Origin of the sequence: Mycobacterium sp. 1245801.1, from assembly GCF_001673055.1 — a bacterium.
Taxonomy (GTDB): domain Bacteria; phylum Actinomycetota; class Actinomycetes; order Mycobacteriales; family Mycobacteriaceae; genus Mycobacterium; species Mycobacterium europaeum_A.
In genome coordinates this window covers 1-19,204 of the sequence record NZ_LZKY01000295.1, presented here as the reverse complement: position 1 = coordinate 19,204, position 19,204 = coordinate 1, and the positions used below count along the sequence as shown (strand labels likewise).

At 69.2% G+C, this 19,204-nt stretch carries 21 protein-coding genes and 2 pseudogenes; 11 read left to right on the top strand and 12 right to left on the bottom strand.

Annotated features, from left to right (window positions below):
• The first annotated feature begins 16 nt into the window (after positions 1 to 16).
• Positions 17 to 664: a GtrA family protein gene (locus tag A5622_RS19045; protein WP_066880562.1), complete on the top strand. Its 648-nt coding sequence runs from the start codon at positions 17 to 19 to the stop codon at positions 662 to 664.
• On the opposite strand, the gene A5622_RS19040 is transcribed toward A5622_RS19045, so the two are convergent.
• The 5 genes from A5622_RS19040 to A5622_RS19020 are packed head-to-tail and all read right to left on the bottom strand — an operon-like array spanning position 619 to position 5,971.
• Entirely contained in the window at positions 619 to 1,137 is a 519-nt protein-coding gene (locus tag A5622_RS19040; RefSeq protein ID WP_066880556.1) for a PH domain-containing protein, read from the bottom strand. The genes A5622_RS19045 and A5622_RS19040 overlap by 46 nt on opposite strands.
• Positions 1,138 to 1,177: 40 nt before the next feature.
• Positions 1,178 to 2,011, bottom strand: a complete 834-nt coding sequence (locus A5622_RS19035) for a biotin--[acetyl-CoA-carboxylase] ligase (RefSeq protein WP_066880554.1) — start codon at positions 2,009 to 2,011, stop codon at positions 1,178 to 1,180.
• Between the two features lie 17 nt (positions 2,012 to 2,028).
• Positions 2,029 to 3,576, bottom strand: coding sequence for an FAD-binding protein (locus A5622_RS19030; protein WP_066880552.1), 1,548 nt, complete (start codon positions 3,574 to 3,576; stop codon positions 2,029 to 2,031).
• 2 nt (positions 3,577 to 3,578) lie between these two features.
• Complete coding sequence (locus tag A5622_RS19025; RefSeq protein ID WP_066880550.1) at positions 3,579 to 4,205, bottom strand: TetR/AcrR family transcriptional regulator; 627 nt, start codon at positions 4,203 to 4,205, stop codon at positions 3,579 to 3,581.
• Positions 4,202 to 5,971, bottom strand: a complete 1,770-nt coding sequence (locus A5622_RS19020; protein WP_197505093.1) for a CocE/NonD family hydrolase — start codon at positions 5,969 to 5,971, stop codon at positions 4,202 to 4,204. The genes A5622_RS19025 and A5622_RS19020 overlap by 4 nt, the downstream gene beginning before the upstream one ends.
• Before the next feature lie 119 nt (positions 5,972 to 6,090).
• On the opposite strand from A5622_RS19020, the gene A5622_RS19015 reads away from it, so the two are divergent.
• From A5622_RS19015 to A5622_RS18980, 8 genes are all read left to right on the top strand, one after another.
• Positions 6,091 to 7,731 (top strand): acyl-CoA carboxylase subunit beta, encoded by a 1,641-nt coding sequence (locus A5622_RS19015; protein WP_066868533.1) that lies wholly within the window; start codon positions 6,091 to 6,093, stop codon positions 7,729 to 7,731.
• Positions 7,728 to 8,000: an acyl-CoA carboxylase subunit epsilon gene (locus A5622_RS19010; protein WP_369806899.1), complete on the top strand. Its 273-nt coding sequence runs from the start codon at positions 7,728 to 7,730 to the stop codon at positions 7,998 to 8,000. Before A5622_RS19015 ends, A5622_RS19010 begins: the two co-directional genes overlap by 4 nt.
• Positions 7,997 to 8,638, top strand: a complete 642-nt coding sequence (locus A5622_RS19005) for a nucleoside triphosphate pyrophosphatase (RefSeq protein WP_066868535.1) — start codon at positions 7,997 to 7,999, stop codon at positions 8,636 to 8,638. Before A5622_RS19010 ends, A5622_RS19005 begins: the two co-directional genes overlap by 4 nt.
• 65 nt (positions 8,639 to 8,703) lie before the next feature.
• On the top strand, positions 8,704 to 9,192 hold the full coding sequence (locus A5622_RS19000; RefSeq protein ID WP_066868537.1) for a pyridoxamine 5'-phosphate oxidase family protein: 489 nt from the start codon (positions 8,704 to 8,706) through the stop codon (positions 9,190 to 9,192).
• A 39-nt stretch (positions 9,193 to 9,231) separates the two neighbouring features.
• The gene (locus tag A5622_RS18995) at positions 9,232 to 10,122 is read left to right on the top strand and encodes a sulfurtransferase (protein ID WP_066880548.1); all 891 of its coding nucleotides are present in this window, start codon (positions 9,232 to 9,234) and stop codon (positions 10,120 to 10,122) included.
• Positions 10,123 to 10,135: 13 nt separating this feature from the next.
• Positions 10,136 to 10,555, top strand: a complete 420-nt coding sequence (locus tag A5622_RS18990; RefSeq protein WP_066880546.1) for a SufE family protein — start codon at positions 10,136 to 10,138, stop codon at positions 10,553 to 10,555.
• A 126-nt stretch (positions 10,556 to 10,681) separates the two neighbouring features.
• Positions 10,682 to 12,478: an acetyl/propionyl/methylcrotonyl-CoA carboxylase subunit alpha gene (locus tag A5622_RS18985; protein ID WP_066868542.1), complete on the top strand. Its 1,797-nt coding sequence runs from the start codon at positions 10,682 to 10,684 to the stop codon at positions 12,476 to 12,478.
• 182 nt (positions 12,479 to 12,660) lie between these two features.
• Complete coding sequence (locus A5622_RS18980) at positions 12,661 to 13,098, top strand: STAS domain-containing protein (RefSeq protein WP_066880544.1); 438 nt, start codon at positions 12,661 to 12,663, stop codon at positions 13,096 to 13,098.
• Here the strand turns inward: A5622_RS18980 and A5622_RS18975 are convergent.
• From A5622_RS18975 to A5622_RS18950, 6 genes are all read right to left on the bottom strand, one after another.
• Positions 13,069 to 13,857, bottom strand: coding sequence for an RNA polymerase sigma factor SigF (locus A5622_RS18975; protein ID WP_066868547.1), 789 nt, complete (start codon positions 13,855 to 13,857; stop codon positions 13,069 to 13,071). The two genes, A5622_RS18980 and A5622_RS18975, sit on opposite strands and share 30 nt — an antisense overlap.
• Entirely contained in the window at positions 13,854 to 14,291 is a 438-nt protein-coding gene (locus A5622_RS18970; RefSeq protein ID WP_007773234.1) for an ATP-binding protein, read from the bottom strand. The genes A5622_RS18975 and A5622_RS18970 overlap by 4 nt, the downstream gene beginning before the upstream one ends.
• Before the next feature lie 422 nt (positions 14,292 to 14,713).
• Complete coding sequence (usfY, locus tag A5622_RS18965; protein ID WP_066868549.1) at positions 14,714 to 15,025, bottom strand: protein UsfY; 312 nt, start codon at positions 15,023 to 15,025, stop codon at positions 14,714 to 14,716.
• Between the two features lie 47 nt (positions 15,026 to 15,072).
• Complete coding sequence (locus A5622_RS18960) at positions 15,073 to 15,456, bottom strand: hypothetical protein (protein ID WP_066868551.1); 384 nt, start codon at positions 15,454 to 15,456, stop codon at positions 15,073 to 15,075.
• Positions 15,457 to 15,630: 174 nt separating this feature from the next.
• The gene (gene lat, locus A5622_RS18955; RefSeq protein ID WP_066880558.1) at positions 15,631 to 16,974 is read right to left on the bottom strand and encodes an L-lysine 6-transaminase; all 1,344 of its coding nucleotides are present in this window, start codon (positions 16,972 to 16,974) and stop codon (positions 15,631 to 15,633) included.
• A 52-nt stretch (positions 16,975 to 17,026) separates the two neighbouring features.
• Positions 17,027 to 17,479, bottom strand: a complete 453-nt coding sequence (locus A5622_RS18950; protein ID WP_066880542.1) for an Lrp/AsnC family transcriptional regulator — start codon at positions 17,477 to 17,479, stop codon at positions 17,027 to 17,029.
• A 30-nt stretch (positions 17,480 to 17,509) separates the two neighbouring features.
• Here A5622_RS18950 and A5622_RS18945 point away from each other — a divergent pair, with 30 nt between their 5' ends.
• Together A5622_RS18945 and A5622_RS28475 are read left to right on the top strand one after the other, a co-directional pair.
• Entirely contained in the window at positions 17,510 to 18,757 is a 1,248-nt protein-coding gene (locus A5622_RS18945; RefSeq protein WP_066880540.1) for a VOC family protein, read from the top strand.
• Positions 18,757 to 19,032 (top strand): annotated as a pseudogene (locus A5622_RS28475) (aldehyde dehydrogenase family protein); the annotation flags it as partial. The gene A5622_RS18945 and the pseudogene A5622_RS28475, both read left to right, overlap by 1 nt.
• Positions 19,033 to 19,055: 23 nt before the next feature.
• On the opposite strand, the pseudogene A5622_RS30835 reads toward A5622_RS28475, so the two are convergent.
• Positions 19,056 to 19,157: pseudogene (locus A5622_RS30835) on the bottom strand (hypothetical protein); the annotation flags it as partial.
• Positions 19,158 to 19,204 lie beyond the last annotated feature (47 nt).

The following is a 19,204-nucleotide window of genomic DNA, read 5'->3' as shown; positions in this document are numbered from 1 at the left end:
GGACCGACCAGACGTACTGTTCGGCATTGCCCTCGTCGTAGCCGACCTGGCCGAAGTTCTCCGGGGCCACCACGAACTGATCAAATTCGCCATCGTCGGCGGAACCACATTTGTCATCGACTCGGCGATTTTCTACACGCTGAAGCTGACAATTCTGGAGCCCAAACCGGTGACCGCAAAGGTGATCGCCGGCATTGTCGCGGTGATCGCGTCCTACGTGCTGAACCGGGAATGGAGCTTCCGCAACCGCGGCGGCCGCGAGCGCCACCACGAGGCGCTGCTGTTCTTCGCGTTCAGCGGCGTGGGGGTGCTGCTGTCCATGGCGCCGCTGTGGTTCTCCAGCTACGTGTTGCAGCTACGCGAGCCCATGGTGTCGCTGGCGGTGGAAAACGTCGCCGACTTCATCTCGGCCTACATCATCGGCAACCTGCTGCAGATGGCGTTCCGGTTCTGGGCGTTCAGGCGCTGGGTGTTCCCCGACCAGTTCGCGCGCGACCCGGAGAAGGCGCTGGAATCCGCGCTGACCGCCGGCGGCATCGCCGAGATCTTCGAGGACGAGATCGAAAAGGACAACGTCACGCTGCTGCGCGCCTGGCGCAACCGGGCAGGCCGGCTCGGTCAGCTGGGCGATTCCTCGGAACCCAGGGTGTCGAAGACTTCGTGATACAGCAGCGCGTGTACCTCGCGCAGCCGCGGAATGTCGTAGAACTCCAACGGATCTTGTGACGCCGATTCGATGATCAGCGTCCCGGTGCGGAACATCCGCTCGGTGATGCGGTCGCGGAATTCCACGCTGTTGATCCGCGCCAGCGGGATGTCGATCCCGGTGCGGGTGGCCACCCCGTGCCGAAACATCACCCGCCGGTTGGTCACCACGAAGTGAGTGGTCAGCCAACTCAGAAACGGCCACAGCGTCAGCCAGCCCACGATCACCAGCCAGACGCCCCAGATGACGCCGTAGATGATGTTCTTGGCGAGCTGCTCGAAGTGCGTCGAGTTGAGGTACCCCGAGCCGAACGCGGCCAGTCCGGTCACCCCGATGAGCACCAGCACCGGCCAGATCAGCCGCTTCCAGTGCGGGTGGCGGTGCACGATGACGTGTTCGCCGGCGGCCAGAACGTTATCCGGGTAGCCCATGCCCGCAGACATTAGCTGCGCGCCGCGCTTGCGATCGCCATTAGCGCAAATGCACCACGTCACCGGCCGCGACGACGACGGTCTGCTCGCCGCTTTCCAGGCACAGCCGGCCCTGGTCGTCGATGGCGGTGGCGGTCCCGTCGACCTGTTTGCCGCCGGGCAGGTGCGCGCGCACCCGGTTGCCGAGGGTCAGGCTGCGAGCCCGGTAATCGGCGGCCAGGGCCCAGTCGGCCCCCCGCGCGGCGCGCCAGCCCACGATCCGCCGCCCCAGTTCGCGCAGCAGGGCCGACACCAGCCCGGTGCGGTCCGGCGCGGCGACCCCCAGGTCCAGCAACGACCTGAGCATGGGGGCGCCGGGCCCGTCGATCTCCTCGGCGGACTGAGTCACGTTGAGCCCCAAGCCGATTACCACGACGGGCTTGGCCACCTCGGCCAGAATTCCGGCCAGCTTGCCCGGCGAATCCGGCGGGCCGGCCAGCACATCGTTGGGCCACTTGAGACCGGCCTGCGCCCCGGTGCCCGCCAGCAGCGGCGTCACGGTGTCGACCACCGCCACCCCGGTGGCCAGCGGCAGCCAGCCCCATCCGGTGGTCGGGACGTCGACCACGCTGACCCCGACCGACATGGTGATCTGGGCCCGCGGCGTGGCCGACCAGCCGCGGCCGTGCCGGCCGCGCCCGGCGGTCTGGTGCTCGGCGATCAGCACGGCGCCGGCGACGTCGTCGCCCGCCGCGGCGCGCGCCAGCAGGTCGGCGTTGGTGGAGCCGGTCTGCTCGACGACCTCGAGCTTGCGCCAGCCCAGCCCGGTGCCGATCAACTCGGCGCGCAACGCGCCCTCGTCCAGCGGTGCTCGAAGGCGATCTCGTTCCGTCACCGCACCCAGCCTAGAACTCAGGGCCGACGGTCGCGCATGTCCAGCACGGCCAAATGGCTGAACAGCATGCTGGTTCCGATCGGGTTGCCGCCGCCCGGATACGCCGTGCCGCTGGGCGCGGCCATGGTGTTACCCGCCGCGTACAGGCCGGGGATCGGCGTGCCTTCCGCGTCGAGCACCCGCGCCGCGGTGTCGGTGCGCAGACCGCCCTTGGTGCCCAGATCGGAGATGCCGAAGGCGGCGGCGTGATACGGCGGGGAGTCGATGGGCACCAGCGGCGACGCGCCCGCCGAGAAGGCGCGGTCGAAGGCCTCGTCGCCGCGGCCGAAGTCCTCGTCGACACCGGCGGCGGCAAAACCGTTGAACCGCGCGACCGTCGCCACCAGCCGCTCGCCCGGCACGCCGATCTTCGCGGCGAGCTCGGTGAGGGTGTCCGCGGTGTGCCACAGGCCCGCCGCGACGTAGCGCTCGGTCTCGACGATGGAGACGTTGGCCGCCTTGACCGGCGGCACTTCACCCTCCTTATCGTCATAGATCATCCAGTAGGGCAACGTGATCGACCCGTCGGCCAGTTGGGCGATGATCTCGCGGCCGGCCCGGTCGTAGGCCCGGGACTCGTTGACGAATCGCTCGCCGTCCTGGTTGACGAAGATGCCGCCGGTGAACCACAGCGCGAAGGCGGACCGGCCGTCGGGATGGGTCATGCCCGGCGACCACCAGGCCTGGTCGAGCAGGTCGGTGTCGGCCCCCGCCGCGATGCCGGCCTGCAGCGCCAGGCCGCGGCTTCCCGGGCCGCCCATGGTGTCTCGCGACGTTCCCGGCACCCCGTACCGGCGGCGCAGCTCCTCGTTGGCCTCGAAGCCCCCGGCGGCCAGCAGCACCCCCCGGCGGGCCCGGATCGCGCGGCGCTCGCCGGCGGTCTCGACGATGGCGCCCGTGACGCGGCCGTCGGTCACCACCAGCTCCACCAGCGCGGCGTCGCGGCGCAGCGACGCCGTCGGGTACTGGCCGATGGCCTTGAGGAACCGCGCGATCAGGGCGCGGCCCCCGACGTAGTAGTCCGACGGGGGTTCGGCGCCGAGCCGGTCGGTGTCCAGCGGCCCGCGGATCGCCTCGCGGAACTCGGGGGCGGCGGCCACCGCCAGCGGCTTGGCAGCGATGTGGCGCTGGCCGTCCAGGCGCGCCTTCGGCGCCTTGCCGTAATAGTCGGGCCAGGGCAGCGGCACGAACTTCAGGTTCGGGTCGGCTTCCAGGTATTCGATCAGCCGGGCGCCGCCGCGCACATACGTTTCCTGCAGCTCGCGCGGCGTACGGTCACCGACCACCGCGCGGTAATAGGTGAGCGCGTCCTCGATGGTGTCGTCGGTACCCGCGCGCAGCAGCACGGGATTGCACGGGAACCACACGCCGCCCCCACCCGAATATGCGGTGGTGCCACCGAATTTCGACGTCGCCTCGACCAGCAGCACGTCGAGGCCCTCGCGCGCCGCGGTGTAGGCACCGGTCACGCCGCCACCGCCGGAACCCGCGACCAGCACGTCACATTCGGCCGCCCAGTCGACCATCGCTACTCCTGCGCCGCCGTCAATACGGTTTGGATCGCCGGCGCCAGCCGCGCGATCAACGTGTCGCTGTCCGCTTCCGTGAGGATCCGAACTCCCACGATTCGTCGTCCGACGACGATACCGACCAACATCGACGCCGCCAGACCGGCGCGCAGCGCCGCGTCGTCGGGATCGCCCGGTCGCGAGCGGATGCCGTCGAGCAGCCGGGCCTGGATGAACTCGCGGAGCTGCTCGTTGGCCCCGGTTTTTGCCGCACCTTCCGCCACGGCTCCACGCAACATCGCCAGCAACGGCTCCGAGTCCCGCGGGTCGCCCTCCCACACATCGAAAAATGCGCGCACCACTCGCTCGCCGAGGTGCTCGTCGGGACCTTCGAACGCGGATCCCAAGCGCGCCAATGCTTCCGGCGTGATCGACATGACCGCGCCGAACAGCTCGTCCTTCGACCGGAAGAACTGCATCACCAGCGACGCGTCGACCCCGGCGTCGGCGGCGACCCGCCTGATCGTCGTGGCGGCATAGCCGTCGGCGGCGAACCTGGCGCGAGCCGCGTCCAGGATGGCCTGCCGGGTGGTGTTCGCCCCCGGCCGGCGCCCGCGGCGCCCGGCGGCGACGGGCTTGGTGGTCATGGCGTCGGGTGAACCGGCAACTGCAGATACGAGCCGCGCGATCCCCCGGTGTGGACGACGTGCTGCCCGCTGTTGCGCGGCGCGTATTCGCGCAGTCCCGGCATCCAGGTGCCGAACAGGTTCCGCGCGCTGATGATCAGCCGCAGCTGCTCGCCGGGGTAGAACACGAGACCGATTGGCAGCAGCTCGATTTCGACCTCGACCACCTCGCCCGGAGTCAGCTTCTGCACCCGGTCGAAGCTATGCACGGGAACCTCATCGGTCGACGCAGCCTCGTCGCGATGGCGCATCGACACCCGCAAGCGGCCGTCGGAGCCCTTATACCGCAGGATCGACGCGCCCCGTTCGGTGAGGTCGTGGACTCGCGCGCTCTGATTGGGCACGGTGAACTGCTGCAGCGGCGTGCCGTAGCGGTCCAGCTTCTGGACGAAGACGAACAGGTCCATGTCGTCGGCGTCGGTCGCCTCCACCCACAGCCGCGCCTTCGGGTAGCCGACCAGCGTGGTCCGCCCGTCGAAACGGACCAGAAACGAGACGAAATTCGGGTCGGCCTGTGCGGCGGAACCCGCCGGGTAGGCCGCGGTCGACGCCGCGGCAGGGATCTCGGTGCGCAGCGTTCGCGACGCGCCGTCCAGGTAGTACTTCGTGTAGGTGACCCCCGGCGGGGGGAACTGCTGCGCGGGCACACCGACCTGGTCGTCCCCCTCGAGGTCGAGCAGCGCGTAACGCACGCGCGGAGTCTGCTCCCAGCCGTTGTCGGCGCCCTTCAGAAAGTGGTCGAAGAACCGCCGCAGATCCTCCCTGTTCGTTTCGTCGTAGTAGTCCGGCCATTCCTGGCTGTTGTGGATGCGCAGCCACTTCTGTGACGACCCGAGGCGACGCCAGGCGCGGAACGTCCCCGCCGTGTGCAACGAGTTGGAGTAACTGGCCACGACGTACGCCGGCACGGTGACCCGCTCGACGCGCGGGATCTTGTTGCGCCACAGGTCGCTGAGCAGCGGGTAGCGCTCGGCCTCGGCGAGGATGTCCTCCTTGCGGCCCTTACCCCAGTAGCTGTTGTCCCGGAGCTGCCGGGCGAACCCGGTGTCGGGCATGCCGCCGCGCATCACCAGGTCGCGGTAGACGTCGCTGACGCCTTCCCAGGGGTTGATCGCCGCCAGGTGCGGCGGCTGCTCGGCAGCGGCGAACCACTGGGCGACCGCGAGGTAGGAGGTGCCGCTCATCGCGACCTTGCCGGTGCACCAGTCCTGGACGGCCAGCCACTCGATCAGGTCGTAGCAGTCCCGGCCCTCCTGGCGATCCCACAGGACGCTGTCGCCGTCGCAGTCGGAGACCCCGCGAACATCCGGATTGCAGATCGCGTAGCCCTGCGCACACCAGTAAGCCGGGTCGGGGCCTTCGAACTTGTGCAACCCCGACACGATGTCGTTGGCCAGGCCGACCAGCCCGAACACCCCCATCGCCGCCGGGGCGCTGCCCTCCCCCTTGCCGTACGGGCTCCACGCCACGATCACCGGCACCTTCTCGTCGCCCGGCGGTCGCAGGATGTCGACGTACGTGGTGACGCCGTCGCGCATGGTGACCGCCACGTCCTTGTCCAGCACGATGTCGACCGGCAACTCCCGGAATGCCGGCGCGAGCCGAAAGCCGGCCGGCAGGGTGCGGGTGCCGGGATCGAACCCGCTCAGCACGCCGTACCTATCACCCGGTTGCAGCGGATGAGACGGCATGAACAGCATCTCGTCCCGGGAGTCGTCGGAAGCCACTCCTGCACCCTATGGCCCGGCGGACTAAAACTCAACGGCTGTTTATATTCGCGAATCGCCGTCGACTACTTAAGGGCTGCTTAAGGGAGACCGACAGGGCTGCCGATAACATCGCTGCCATGACGAGCGTTACCGACCACACTGCGGAACCCGCTGCCGAACACACCATCGACATCCACACCACCGCGGGCAAGCTCGCCGAGCTGCACAAGCGCCGCGAAGAGTCGCTGCACCCGGTGGGCGAAGAGGCCGTCGAGAAGGTGCACGCCAAGGGCAAGCTGACCGCCCGCGAGCGCATTCTCGCCCTGCTCGACGAGGATTCGTTCGTGGAGCTCGACGCGCTGGCGCGGCACCGCAGCAAGAACTTCGGCCTGGAGAACAACCGGCCGCTGGGCGACGGCGTGATCACCGGCTACGGCACCATCGACGGCCGCGACGTGTGCATCTTCAGCCAGGACGCCACGGTGTTCGGCGGCAGCCTCGGCGAGGTGTACGGCGAGAAGATCGTCAAGATCCAGGAGCTGGCGATCAAGACCGGCCGCCCGCTGATCGGCATCAACGACGGCGCCGGCGCGCGGATCCAGGAGGGCGTCGTCTCCCTGGGCCTGTACAGCAAGATCTTCCGCAACAACATCCTGGCGTCGGGCGTCATCCCGCAGATCTCGCTGATCATGGGCGCCGCCGCGGGTGGGCACGTCTATTCCCCCGCGCTGACCGACTTCGTCGTGATGGTCGACCAGACCAGCCAGATGTTCATCACCGGGCCCGACGTCATCAAGACCGTGACCGGTGAGGACGTCACCATGGAGGAGCTGGGCGGTGCCCACACCCACATGGCCAAGTCGGGCACGCTGCACTACGTCGCCTCCGGCGAGCAGGACGCCTTCGACTGGGTCCGCGATCTGCTGGGCTACCTGCCGCCCAACAACGCCACCGACGCGCCCCGCTACGCCGAGCCGCACCCGCCGGGCGCCATCGAGGACAACCTCACCGAGGAGGACCTCGAGCTGGACACGCTGATCCCGGACTCCCCCAACCAGCCCTACGACATGCACGAGGTGATCACCCGGATCCTCGACGACGACGAGTTCCTGGAGGTCCAGGGCGGCTACGCGCAGAACATCATCGTCGGATTCGGCCGCGTCGAAGGCCGGCCGGTCGGGATCGTGGCCAACCAGCCGACGCAGTTCGCCGGGTGCCTGGACATCAACGCGTCGGAGAAGGCCGCCCGGTTCGTGCGGACCTGCGACTGCTTCAACATCCCGATCATCATGCTGGTGGACGTCCCGGGCTTCCTGCCGGGCACCGGCCAGGAGTACAACGGCATCATCCGCCGCGGCGCCAAGCTGCTGTTCGCCTACGGCGAGGCCACGGTCCCCAAGATCACCGTCATCACCCGCAAGGCCTACGGCGGCGCCTACTGCGTGATGGGCTCCAAGGACATGGGCTGCGACGTCAACCTGGCCTGGCCGTCGGCGCAGATCGCCGTGATGGGCGCCTCGGGTGCGGTCGGGTTCGTCTACCGTAAGCAGCTTTCCGAGGCGGCCAAGGAGGGCAAGGACGTCGACGCGCTGCGCCTGCAGCTGCAGCAGGAGTACGAGGACACCCTGGTCAACCCGTACGTCGCCGCCGAGCGTGGCTACGTCGACGCGGTGATCCCGCCGTCGCACACCCGCGGCTACATCGGCACCGCGCTGCGCCTGCTGGAACGCAAGATCTCCCACCTGCCCCCCAAGAAGCACGGGAACATACCACTGTGAGCGAGACGACCGACAACGTGCAGACCGACGTGCCGGCCGACGCGGAAGCCCACGCGGCACCGCACGAGCCGCACATCCAGATCCTGCGGGGTGAGCCCACCGCCGAGGAGGTGGCCGCCCTGGTCGCGGTCCTGGGTTGCGCCGGTGGCGCGCCGGAGCCCGAACAGCCCGAGCGGACCCGTTGGGGCCTGCCGGTCGACCGGCTGCGGTTCGCGATGACGAACTATCAGCGGCTCACGTTCCAGCAGATGACCCACATGAGGCATTGACCCGCCTGGTGCTGGCGTCGGCCTCGACCGGCCGGCTCAAGGTGCTGCGCCAGGCCGGCGTCGACCCGCTGGTCGTGGTCTCCGGCGTCGACGAGGATGCCGTCGCCGCCGCGCTGGGCCCGACCGCGTCGCCCGGTGACGTGGTGTGCGCCCTGGCCGAAGCCAAGGCCCAGCGGGTGGCCGGCGGGCTGGACGGTGATGTCGCGGCCGATTGCGTTGTGGTGGGCTGTGATTCGATGCTGTCGATCGACGACCGGCTGTGCGGCAAGCCCGGGACGGCCGAGGCCGCCGCGAGCCAGTGGCGCCTGATGGCGGGCCGCTCCGGCGAGCTGCACACCGGGCACTGCCTGCTGCGGCTGCGCGACGGCGCCATCACCCACCGCGAAGTCGAATCGCGTTGCACCACAGTTCATTTCGCCACCCCGTCGGAGGCGGACCTGCGGGCCTACGTCGCGGACGGGGAACCGCGTCACGTGGCGGGCGGGTTCACCCTGGACGGCCTGGGCGGCTGGTTCGTCGACGGCATCGACGGCGACCCCTCGAACGTGATCGGCGTCAGCCTGCCGCTACTGCGGTCGCTGCTGGAGCGGGTCGGGCTGTCGGTGTCCGCGCTGTGGACGGCAGCGCCGAGCCGCTAAATCCGCAGGCCCGCTCCGCCTTCGGCGCCGAAGTACATGTCGGGCCCGAACCCTAGGGTCAAGCCATGACCACGTGGAGCGAGTTCACCGCCCAAGCCCCGCGCATCGCCGGCATCTTCACCCGTCGCCATCGAGCCAGCGGCAACCTGTGCATGCTGGCCACCCTGCGCTCCGACGGCTTCCCCCGGATCAGCCCGATGGAGCCGCGGATCTTCGAGGACGAGTTGTGGCTGCCGGGAATGCCGGCCACCACCAAGTTCCTCGATCTGGCGCGCGACCCGAGGTTTTGTCTGCACACCGCGACCGTCGACACCGAGGTGACCGACGGGGACGCGAAGTTGTGGGGGCTGGCCCGCGTCGTTCCCTACGGCGCGGTGCACCGGCGCTTCGCCGAGGCGCTGTTCTCCGAAACCGGATTGGACCTGCGCGACCAGCGATTCGACCTGCTCGGCGCCGATGTCACCGGGGCATCGGCGGTCGAGGTCCGAGACGGCCACCTGGATGTCACCATCTGGAATCCCGGCGTGCCCGAGCGGGTGGTCCGCAAGCACTGACCTGCTGGCCGTTTGGGAGCTGGCGGTAGGCTCGGCAGTGTGGCATTACCCCCCGATCCAAGCCCGACATTGTCGGCCTACGCCCACCCCGAGCGCCTGGTCACCGCCGACTGGCTGTCCGCCAACCAAGGCACCCCCGGCCTGGCGATCGTCGAATCCGACGAGGACGTGCTGCTCTACGACGTCGGCCATATCCCCGGCGCGGTGAAGATCGACTGGCACACCGACCTCAACGACCCACGGGTCCGCGACTACATCGACGGCGCGCGGTTCGCGGAGTTGATGGACCGCAAGGGCATCGCCCGCGACGACACCGTGGTGATCTACGGCGACAAGAGCAACTGGTGGGCCGCCTACGCGCTGTGGGTGTTCACGCTGTTCGGCCACCCGGACGTGCGGCTGCTCAACGGCGGCCGCGACCTGTGGCTGGCCGAACGCCGGGAGACCACGCTGGACGTCCCCACCAAGACCTCCAGCGGCTATCCCGTCGTGACCCGCAACGACGGGCCCATCCGCGCCTTCAAGGACGACGTGCTGGGCATTCTCGGCAGCCAGCCGCTGATCGACGTGCGCTCGCCGGACGAGTACACCGGCAAGCGCACGCACATGCCCGAGTACCCGGAGGAAGGCGTGCTGCGCGGCGGCCACATCCCCACCGCGCGGTCGATCCCGTGGGCCAAGGCCGTCGACGAGAGCGGCCGCTTCCGCAGCCGCGAGGAACTCGAGGAGCTGTACGGGTTCATCGAGCCGGACGACAAGACCGTCGTGTACTGCCGCATCGGCGAGCGGTCCAGCCACACCTGGTTCGTGCTGACCCATCTGCTGGGCAAGCCCGGGGTGCGCAACTACGACGGATCGTGGACCGAGTGGGGCAACACCGTGCGCACGCCGATCGTGGCGGGTGAAGAGCCGGGCACCGTTCCGGTCTGATGGCGGCGCCGCGATGACCATGCCCGCTCCCCTGGCCGAGGTGGTGTCCGACTTCGCCGAAGTCGAGGGCCAGGACAAGCTGGCGCTGCTGCTGGAATTCGCCAACGAGCTGCCGGCGCTGCCGCCCGACCTGCAAGAGGCGGCCATGGAGCCGGTGCCCGAGTGCCAGACGCCGCTGTTTTTGCATGTCGACGCCAGCGACCCCGACCGGGTGCGGCTGCACTTCAGCGCGCCCGCCGAATCGCCCACCACCCGTGGGTTCGCGTCGATTCTGGCCACCGGTCTGGACGAGCAGCCCGCCGCCGCGATTTTGGCGGTGCCCGAGGATTTTTACGCCGACCTGGGCCTGGCCGCTCTGATCAGCCCGCTGCGTTTGCGCGGGTTGTCGGCGATGTTGGCCCGCATCAAGCGCAGGCTGCGCGAGTCGTCCTGAAAAAAGGTGGGCCGCCTCGTCGGGCCCAACGGCGCGGCGCTTAGACTTCCCGAGAACTCGTTGTAAGAAATTCTCTTAGAGAAGCCCGCAGAAATACGTCTGCGGTTATGCCAAACAGGAGGCGCTGTGGCTAGTCACGCCAGCTCGAGGATCTCCAAAGTGCTCGTCGCCAACCGCGGCGAAATCGCTGTCCGGGTGATCCGCGCGGCCCGCGATGCGGGCCTGTCCAGCGTGGCGGTGTACGCCGAGCCCGACGCCGACGCGCCGCACGTGCGTCTGGCCGACGAGGCGTTCGCGTTGGGTGGTCAGACGTCGGCCGAGTCCTACCTGGACATCGGCAAGCTCCTCGACGCGGCGGCCAAGTCGGGCGCCAACGCCGTCCACCCCGGCTACGGGTTCCTCTCGGAGAACGCCGATTTCGCCCAGGCGGTGCTAGACGCGAACCTGATCTGGATCGGGCCCAGCCCGCAGTCCATCCGCGACCTCGGTGACAAGGTCACCGCCCGCCACATCGCCGCCCGCGCGCAGGCGCCGCTGGTGCCCGGCACCCCCGACCCGGTCAAGGACGCCGACGAGGTGGTGGCCTTCGCCAAGGAGTACGGCGTGCCGATCGCCATCAAGGCGGCGTTCGGCGGCGGCGGCCGCGGCATGAAGGTGGCCCGCACCATCGAAGAGATCCCCGAGCTGTTCGAGTCGGCCACCCGCGAGGCCGTCGCCGCGTTCGGCCGCGGCGAGTGCTTCGTCGAGCGCTACCTGGACAAGCCGCGCCACGTGGAGGCCCAGGTGATCGCCGACCAGCACGGCAACGTCATCGTCGCCGGCACCCGCGACTGCTCGCTGCAACGCCGGTTCCAGAAGCTGGTGGAGGAGGCCCCCGCGCCGTTCCTGACCGACGCGCAGCGCAAGGAGATCCACGAGTCGGCGAAGCGGATCTGCAAGGAGGCGCACTACTACGGCGCCGGCACCGTCGAGTACCTGGTCGGCCAGGACGGCCTGATCTCCTTCCTGGAGGTCAACACCCGCCTGCAGGTCGAGCACCCGGTCACCGAGGAGACCGCCGGCATCGACCTGGTGCTGCAGCAGTTCAAGATCGCCAACGGCGAGAAGCTGGACCTCACCGAGGACCCGACGCCGCGCGGGCACGCCATCGAGTTCCGGATCAACGGCGAGGACGCCGGACGCGGCTTCCTGCCCGCGCCCGGCCCGGTCACCCGCTACGACATCCCGACCGGACCCGGCGTGCGGCTGGACTCGGGTGTGGAGGCCGGTTCGGTCATCGGCGGCCAGTTCGACTCGATGCTGTCCAAGTTGATCGTGTACGGCGCCACCCGCGAGGAGGCGCTCGCCCGCTCGCGGCGCGCGCTGGACGAATTCCACGTCGAGGGTCTGGCCACGGTTATCCCGTTCCACCGGGCCGTGGTGTCCGACCCGGCGTTCATCGGTGACGGCGAAAGCTTCTCGGTGCACACCCGCTGGATCGAGACCGAGTGGAACAACACCATCGAACCGTTCACCGGCGGCGAGCCTCTCGACGAAGAGGACGCCCGGCCGCGCCAAAAGGTGGTCGTGGAGGTCGGCGGCCGCCGGCTCGAGGTATCGCTGCCCGGCGACCTGGCGCTGTCGAACGGCGGCGCCGCCGATCCGGCCGGAGTCATCCGCAAGAAGCCCAAGCCGCGCAAGCGCGGGGCGCACGCGGGTGCGGCCGCCTCCGGCGACGCGGTGACCGCGCCCATGCAGGGCACCGTGGTCAAGGTCGCGGTCGAGGAGGGCCAGGAGGTCGCCGCGGGCGATCTGGTCGTGGTGCTCGAGGCGATGAAGATGGAGAACCCGGTCACCGCGCACAAGGACGGTGTCATCACCGGACTTGCGGTCGAGCCCGGCGCCGCCATCACCCAGGGCACCGTGCTCGCCGAGATCAAATAACGCTCCCTGAGAGATTTCCCAGACACGTTGTAGGCCCTGGCTACCGCGAGTAGGGTTGCGGGCAAGGTTGAGTTCACAGCCGCCCGGGATACGTTTGTGACGTGGGTAGGCGGAATTCCCTTCATCTGGCGAATTTCCTTCGCGCGGCTTACGTATCGACATAACAAATCCCCGCAGGGGATATGGAGTCAACAATGTCTGTGGCCCAATCCTGGCAACAAAGCCGCACAGCACAATTCACCGCGCGCTGGGGCCCGACGGGCACCCTGATCACGGTCGATGGTGAGCTCGATGCGGCCAACGCCGATCAACTCGCCGCCTACGTGCGGCAGAGCACCAATCGTTCGCGGCGGGTGATCCTCGACCTACGCGGCCTGAAATTCATTGGCACGGCGGGCTTTTCCGCCCTGCACCGGATCAACGTGGCGTGCTCGGCCGCCCAGGTGTCCTGGGCCATGGCACCCAGCCCGGCGGTGGCGAGGTTGTTGCGGGTCTGCGACCCCGACGCCACGCTGCCGGTGACGACGCCGCGGGCCGAGCCGCTGCTGGAGCCGCTCCGCGTTGACGACGACGACGAAGAGCCCCGGGCGCTACTGCAACTGGTCCCGGAGCCGCGTTAGCGACTTCGCCAGCAGGCGCGACACGTGCATCTGGGAGATGCCGACCCGCTCGGCGATCTGGGTCTGTGTCATCGACTCGAAGAACCGCAGCACCAACACCGTTCGCTCCCGCTCGGGCAGCGCCTCGAGCAGGGGTCGTAGCGATTCCTGGTCCTCGATGCGGTCCAGCCCGGTGTCGACGTCACCCAGGGTGTCCGCGATGGCGCGGGCTTCCTCTTCCTCGCTGCCGCCGCCGCTGTCGATCGACAACGTGTTGTAGGAGCTGCCGGCCACCAGGCCCTCGACCACCTCTTCGCGGTCCATTTCGAGCTCGGCGGCGAGTTCGGTCGCCGTCGGCGCCCGGCCCAGCCGCTGCGACAGGTCGGCGGTGGCGGTGCCCAGGCGCAGGTGCAGTTCCTTGAGCCGCCGCGGGACCTTGACCGACCAGCTGTTGTCGCGGAAGTGGCGGCGGACCTCGCCCATGATCGTCGGCACCGCGAAGGACACGAAGTCCGACCCGGCCTCGACGTCGAAGCGGACGACGGCGTTGACCAATCCGACGCGCGCCACCTGGACCAGGTCGTCGCGCGGTTCGCCGCGACCCTCGAAGCGGCGCGCGATGTGGTCGGCCAGCGGCAGGCAGCGCTCGACGATCTTGTCCCGTTGACGTTGGAATTCCATGGAGTCGGGCGTGATGTTGGCCAACTCACGGAACATGTCCGGAACATCGGCGTATTCGTTCGGACGTGAAACCGAACCGCCGGCAGCTCGCGCTGTCACCTGCTGGAGGCCGCCCGTCGCGCCGTCAGCGTGATGCCGAAAACACTGCCGGTTTCATTGGGTTCGCGACCGTCATGGAAAGTCTGGACGTCGTCGGCCAACGACGTCAGCACGTGCCAACTGAAGCTGCCGGGCGCCACCACGTCGTGGGTGTCACATGCCGCGGAGGCTTCCACCACCAATTGGTCGTCTTGCGGGTCGACCACGACGATCAGGGTCGCGTCGGGAGTGGCCGAACGAATCAACCGGGTGCACACTTCGTCGACCGCGAGCCGCAGGTCCGCCACCGCGTCGAAATCCAGGTCCTCGAAGGTGCCGATGGCACCGACCAGGGTGCGCAGCATCGCGAGGTTCTCCAGTCGCGCAGCAACGTGGAGCTCGACGGCGCGGTGGCCGCGCGGACGCTTGTTAGCGTGCAATCCAGCATCGTTCATATGGTCTCCCGGCAATGTTTGACTGACACTACTACTGCTTCGCAGCCCACCGTGGACCTCGCGCTCGAGCCGGTTAGTCATGATCGCCGCCGGGTATTCGGCCCGATGTGCGTGGGCCTGACACGACAGACACAGACGCGACGCGCCGGTACACGCGCGTCGCGGTGATCGCCGGGGTCACGCTGGTCGTCTTGCTCCTGGTCGCAGTGGGCATCTATGTCGGTGTGTTCGTGATGTTGTCCCCCATGATGGGGTGACCACGCAAACGCAACCGTTCCGGCACTCATCATGGTGCAGACCTGATACCCACAAGTCCGCGGCCGTAACCGCCGATTCGGCTTTCATGCGATATTTCACACAGCGCGGCGTCCGGGCAGGTCACCGCCGAAAAAGCCGGCCGAGTCGGTGCCGGATCGGCGGCCCTAGCTGGCCGGCCACTGCCGGTGCACCTCGGGATGTTCGGTGTACCAGCGATCGGCGATCCGGCGAATCCTGCGGTGCTCCACCGCCAGCCAGGCCAGCCCCAGCACCGTGGCGATGACCGCGACGACGCCCGCGGTCATGCCCTCGTGGTGATGTCCGCTGCCGAAGGCCGCCAGACTGCCGCAAGCCCCGATCACGCCCGCGACGACTAAGAGGTAGCCAGGCCAGTGCAAGACGTCGATCAGCGACTCGCCGGCGAGCGGTCGCGTGGTCCTCAGATGGTCGACGGGGTCATGGTAGGTGTCTCCCATAGCTGCTCCTCACCGCACCATCAACGTTAGAGCGCGGGAGAACAAACCTAAAGAGCCAGTACCGGCCCTGCGATCGGAGCGACACCCATGGCGACCATCAGCGCCATCGCCGTCAGCAAGAACCAGCCCGCGCCGTGCCAACCCCACCAGGTCCCCTCGGCCTTCCACACCCGATAGGTGCGCACGAACGCCCAGACCCCGGCGACCAGGGCGATGAGCGGGCCTCCGAACGCCAGCAGGGTGCGCTGGGGCGGACCGCATGCCACGGTGTCCACATTCACCCCCGGGCAGGTACTCACCCACACCGCCGCGATCAATAGGAAGCCGACGGCAGCGAGCGTGGCCAGCACGGTGAACCGGACGGCGGCCAGCACCTCGCCGTCCTCCTGTCCCAGGCGATCACCACCCGATCGCGCATCCGCTTTCTGCATCGTTGTCACCTCCCCTTCGGGGCCTCACGCTTATCTTTTATTCGTTCGCCGCGTCGCATTGGTTACCGCGCTAGCTTCTGGGCAGCAGTCGCGCGCTGGTAGCAGCGGAAGGCGCAGGGGTTCAAATACCCCGCGGCAAACCGGGGTAAACCGGCTCGGCGTGAGGTCAACTCGCTAATTCAGGGTCCGCAGCGCGGCGCGGATGGCGCGGATCGCGGCGTCGATCTCCGCGCGCGAGACGGTCAGCGCCGGACGGAACCGGACACCGTCGTCGCCCGAGGGCAGCACGATCACCGCGCGCCGCCACAACAGGCGGATCAATTCGTCGCGGTCGGCGGCGCTGGGCAGGCTGAACGCGCACATCAGGCCGCGCCCCCGGGGGTCGAGCACGACGCCGGGAAATTCCTCGGCGAGCTCGTCGAGGCGGTCGCGCAGGTGGGCGCCGTGCTCGGCGGCGTGGGTGAACAGGTCGTCGGCCTCGATCACCTCCAGGATGCGGCGGGCGCGCACCATGTCGGCCAGGTTGCCGCCCCATGTCGAGTTCAGCCGCGACGGGACCGCGAAGACGTTTTCGGCGACCTCGTGAACCCGGCGGCCCGCCATGATCCCGCACACCTGGGTCTTCTTCCCGAACGCCAGCACGTCGGGCGGCACGCCCAATTGCTGGTAGGCCCACGGCGTTCCGGTCAGGCCGCAGCCGGTCTGCACCTCGTCGAAGATCAGCAGGGCGTCGTGGGAGTCGCACAGCTCGCGCATGGCCGCGAAGAACTCGGGCCGGAAGTGACGGTCGCCGCCCTCGCCCTGGATGGGCTCGGCCACGAAGCATGCGATGTCGTGCGGGTGTGCTTCGAAGGCCGCCCGGGCCTGGCGCAGCGACTCGGCTTCGAGCGCCGCCATGGCCGCCCCGTCCAGGCCGGGCCGGAGGAACGGGGCATCGATGCGCGGCCAGTCGAACTTGGGGAAGCGGGCGACCGTTGCCGGCTTGGTGTTGGTCAGCGACAGCGTGTATCCGCTGCGACCGTGGAAGGCGCCGCGCAGGTGCAGCACCCGGGTGCCCAGCCCGGGATCGATCCCGCGGGCTTCGTTGAGCCGGCTCTTCCAGTCGAACGCCACCTTGAGCGCGTTCTCCACCGCCAGCGCGCCGCCGTCGACGAAGAACAGGTGCGGCAGGGCCGGATCGCCCAGCACCCGGGCGAAGGTCTGCACGAAACCGGCCATCGCGACCGAGTACACGTCGGAGTTGCTCGGCTTGTTCAGCGCGGCCTGGGTCAGCTCGGCGCGAAACTGTTCGTCGCCGGCCAGCGCGGGGTGGTTCATGCCCAGCGCCGACGACGCGAAGAACGTGAACATGTCCAGGTAGCGCCGCCCGTCGCGGGCGTCGTACAGGTAGGAGCCCGCGGAGCGGGCCAGGTCGAGCACGAAGTCGAAGCCATCCACCTGAATGCTGCGCGCCAGCACCTCGTGCACCCGTTCGGGCTCGGTGCGCCGGCCAGTGAAGCGGTCCAGGGTGGCGGTCATGGCGCTCATGGTAGCCGATTTTTACGGAATCATGAGGGATGCGCCGTATATTTTATGGTATTCGTTGCCTATCGGTGTAAAAAGTATTCAATATGATGGTGCTTCGCGTCCTGACGTTCGCGGTGGTCCGGATCCGCTGCAGCAGGTCTTCCAGCGCCCGGGCGGACTCGACACGCACCAGCAGGACGTAGCTCTCCTCGCCGGCCACCGAGTGACACGATTCGATCTCCTCGATGTGTTCGAGGCGGGCGGGCGCATCATCGGGTTGAGAGGGATCCAAGGGAGTGATGGCCACGAACGCCGACAGCAGGTGCCCGACCGCCTCCGGGTCGATGCGCGCCGAGTATCCCGAGATCACCCCCCGCGCCTCGAGCCTGCGCACCCGCGACTGCACCGCCGAGACCGACAACCGGGCGCTGGCGGCCAGCTCCGCCAGCGTCGCGCGGCCGTCGGCGACCAACTCGCGCACCAGAATCCGGTCGACCTCGTCGAGCGTCTCACTCATGGCCGGAGACTATCGCAGGACCGCGCCGCCGTGACCCGCCCGAAATGGCTGGCAGCCTGGCAGCTCCGGGAGCGGTTCGCCGCGGGCCTGTCGGCGATGTACGCCGCCGAGGTGCCGGCATACGGCACCCTGGTCGAGGTCAGCGAGCAGGTCAACGCCGATTACGCGGCGGGCCATGCCGATGCCGAACGCTTCGGCTCGCTGCGGCGGGTCACCGCCGAGCGGCACGGCGCCATCCGGGTGGGCGGTCCGGCCGAACTGGTCGCCGTCGCCGACCTTTTCGCCGCGTTCGGCATGCTGCCGGTCGGCTACTACGACCTGCGGCGCGCCGCGTCCCCGGTCCCGGTGGTGTCGACCGCCTTCCGGCCGGTCGACCCAGAAGAGCTGTCCCGCAACCCCTTCCGGGTGTTCACCTCGACGCTGGCCACCCGCGACGCGCGCTACTTCGACGGCGACCTGCGCCGCCGCGTCGACGCCTTCGTGGCCCGGCGCCGGCTGTTCGACCCCGCGCTGCTGGCCCAAGCGCGGGTCATCGCCGCCGCGGGCGGCTGCGACGCCGACCAGGCGCCGGGGTTCGTCGCGGCGGCCGTGGCGGCGTTCGCGTTGTCCGACGAACCGATCGAGCGGTCCTGGTACGACGAACTCGCCCGGGTCTCGGGCGTGGCCGCCGACATCGCCGGCGTCGGCACCACCCACATCAACCACCTCACGCCGCGGGTGCTCGACATCGACGAGTTGTACCGGCGGATGACCCGGCGCGGCATCACCATGATCGACGCGATCCAGGGCCCGCCCCGCACCGACGGCCCCGCGGTGCTGTTGCGCCAGACCTCGTTTCGCGCCCTGGCCGAACCCCGCCGCTTCCGCGACGACGGCCGCATCAGCACCGGGACGCTGCGGGTGCGCTTCGGCGAAGTGGAGGCGCGCGGCGTCGCGCTGACGCCGAAGGGCCGGCGACGCTACGACGCCGCGATGGGCGCTGCCGACCCGGCTGCGGTGTGGGCGCAGTACTTCCCGGGCACCGACGCGGAGATGGCCGCCGACGGGCTGGCCTATTACCGCGGCGGCGACCCGTCGGCGCCGATCGTCTACGAGGACTTCCTGCCCGCGTCGGCGGCGGGCATCTTCCGGTCGAACCTGGATGCCGACGCGGGCTTTGAAAACGGTGCCGCCCCCGACGATTCCGGCTACGACGCCGCCTGGCTGGCCGGGGCCATCGGCCGCGAGATCTACGACCCGTATGCCCTCTACGAAGCGCTCTCCCAGGAGGCACTCTGATGAATCTGCCGACCGCTGACCAACTGCGCGCCCGGGCGCGTGAGGCCCTGCGCGCGATGGGCGCCGACGTCGCGCTCGGCGAGCCGGACGGCCACGGGATGCCGGCCAGCACCCCGATCACCGGCGAGGTGTTGTTCACCATCGCGCCCACCACACCCGAGCGGGCCGAGCGGACGATCAGCGAAGCGGCCCAGGCGTTTTCGGTGTGGCGCGGCACACCGGCCCCGGTACGCGGCGCGCTGGTGGCCCGCCTCGGCGAGCTGCTGACCGCGAACTGGCAGATGTCGATCATCTCCTGCACCTCGCCGGCGGCCTCGGAGGCGATCTTGCCGACCTCGAGGGTCACCAGGGTGGCCAGCTCGCCGCGGTGCGCGGTCAGCAGCTCGCCGAGGCGGGCCACCAGCGCGCCGCGTACCGGGGCCGGTGTGCCGCGCCACACCGAAAACG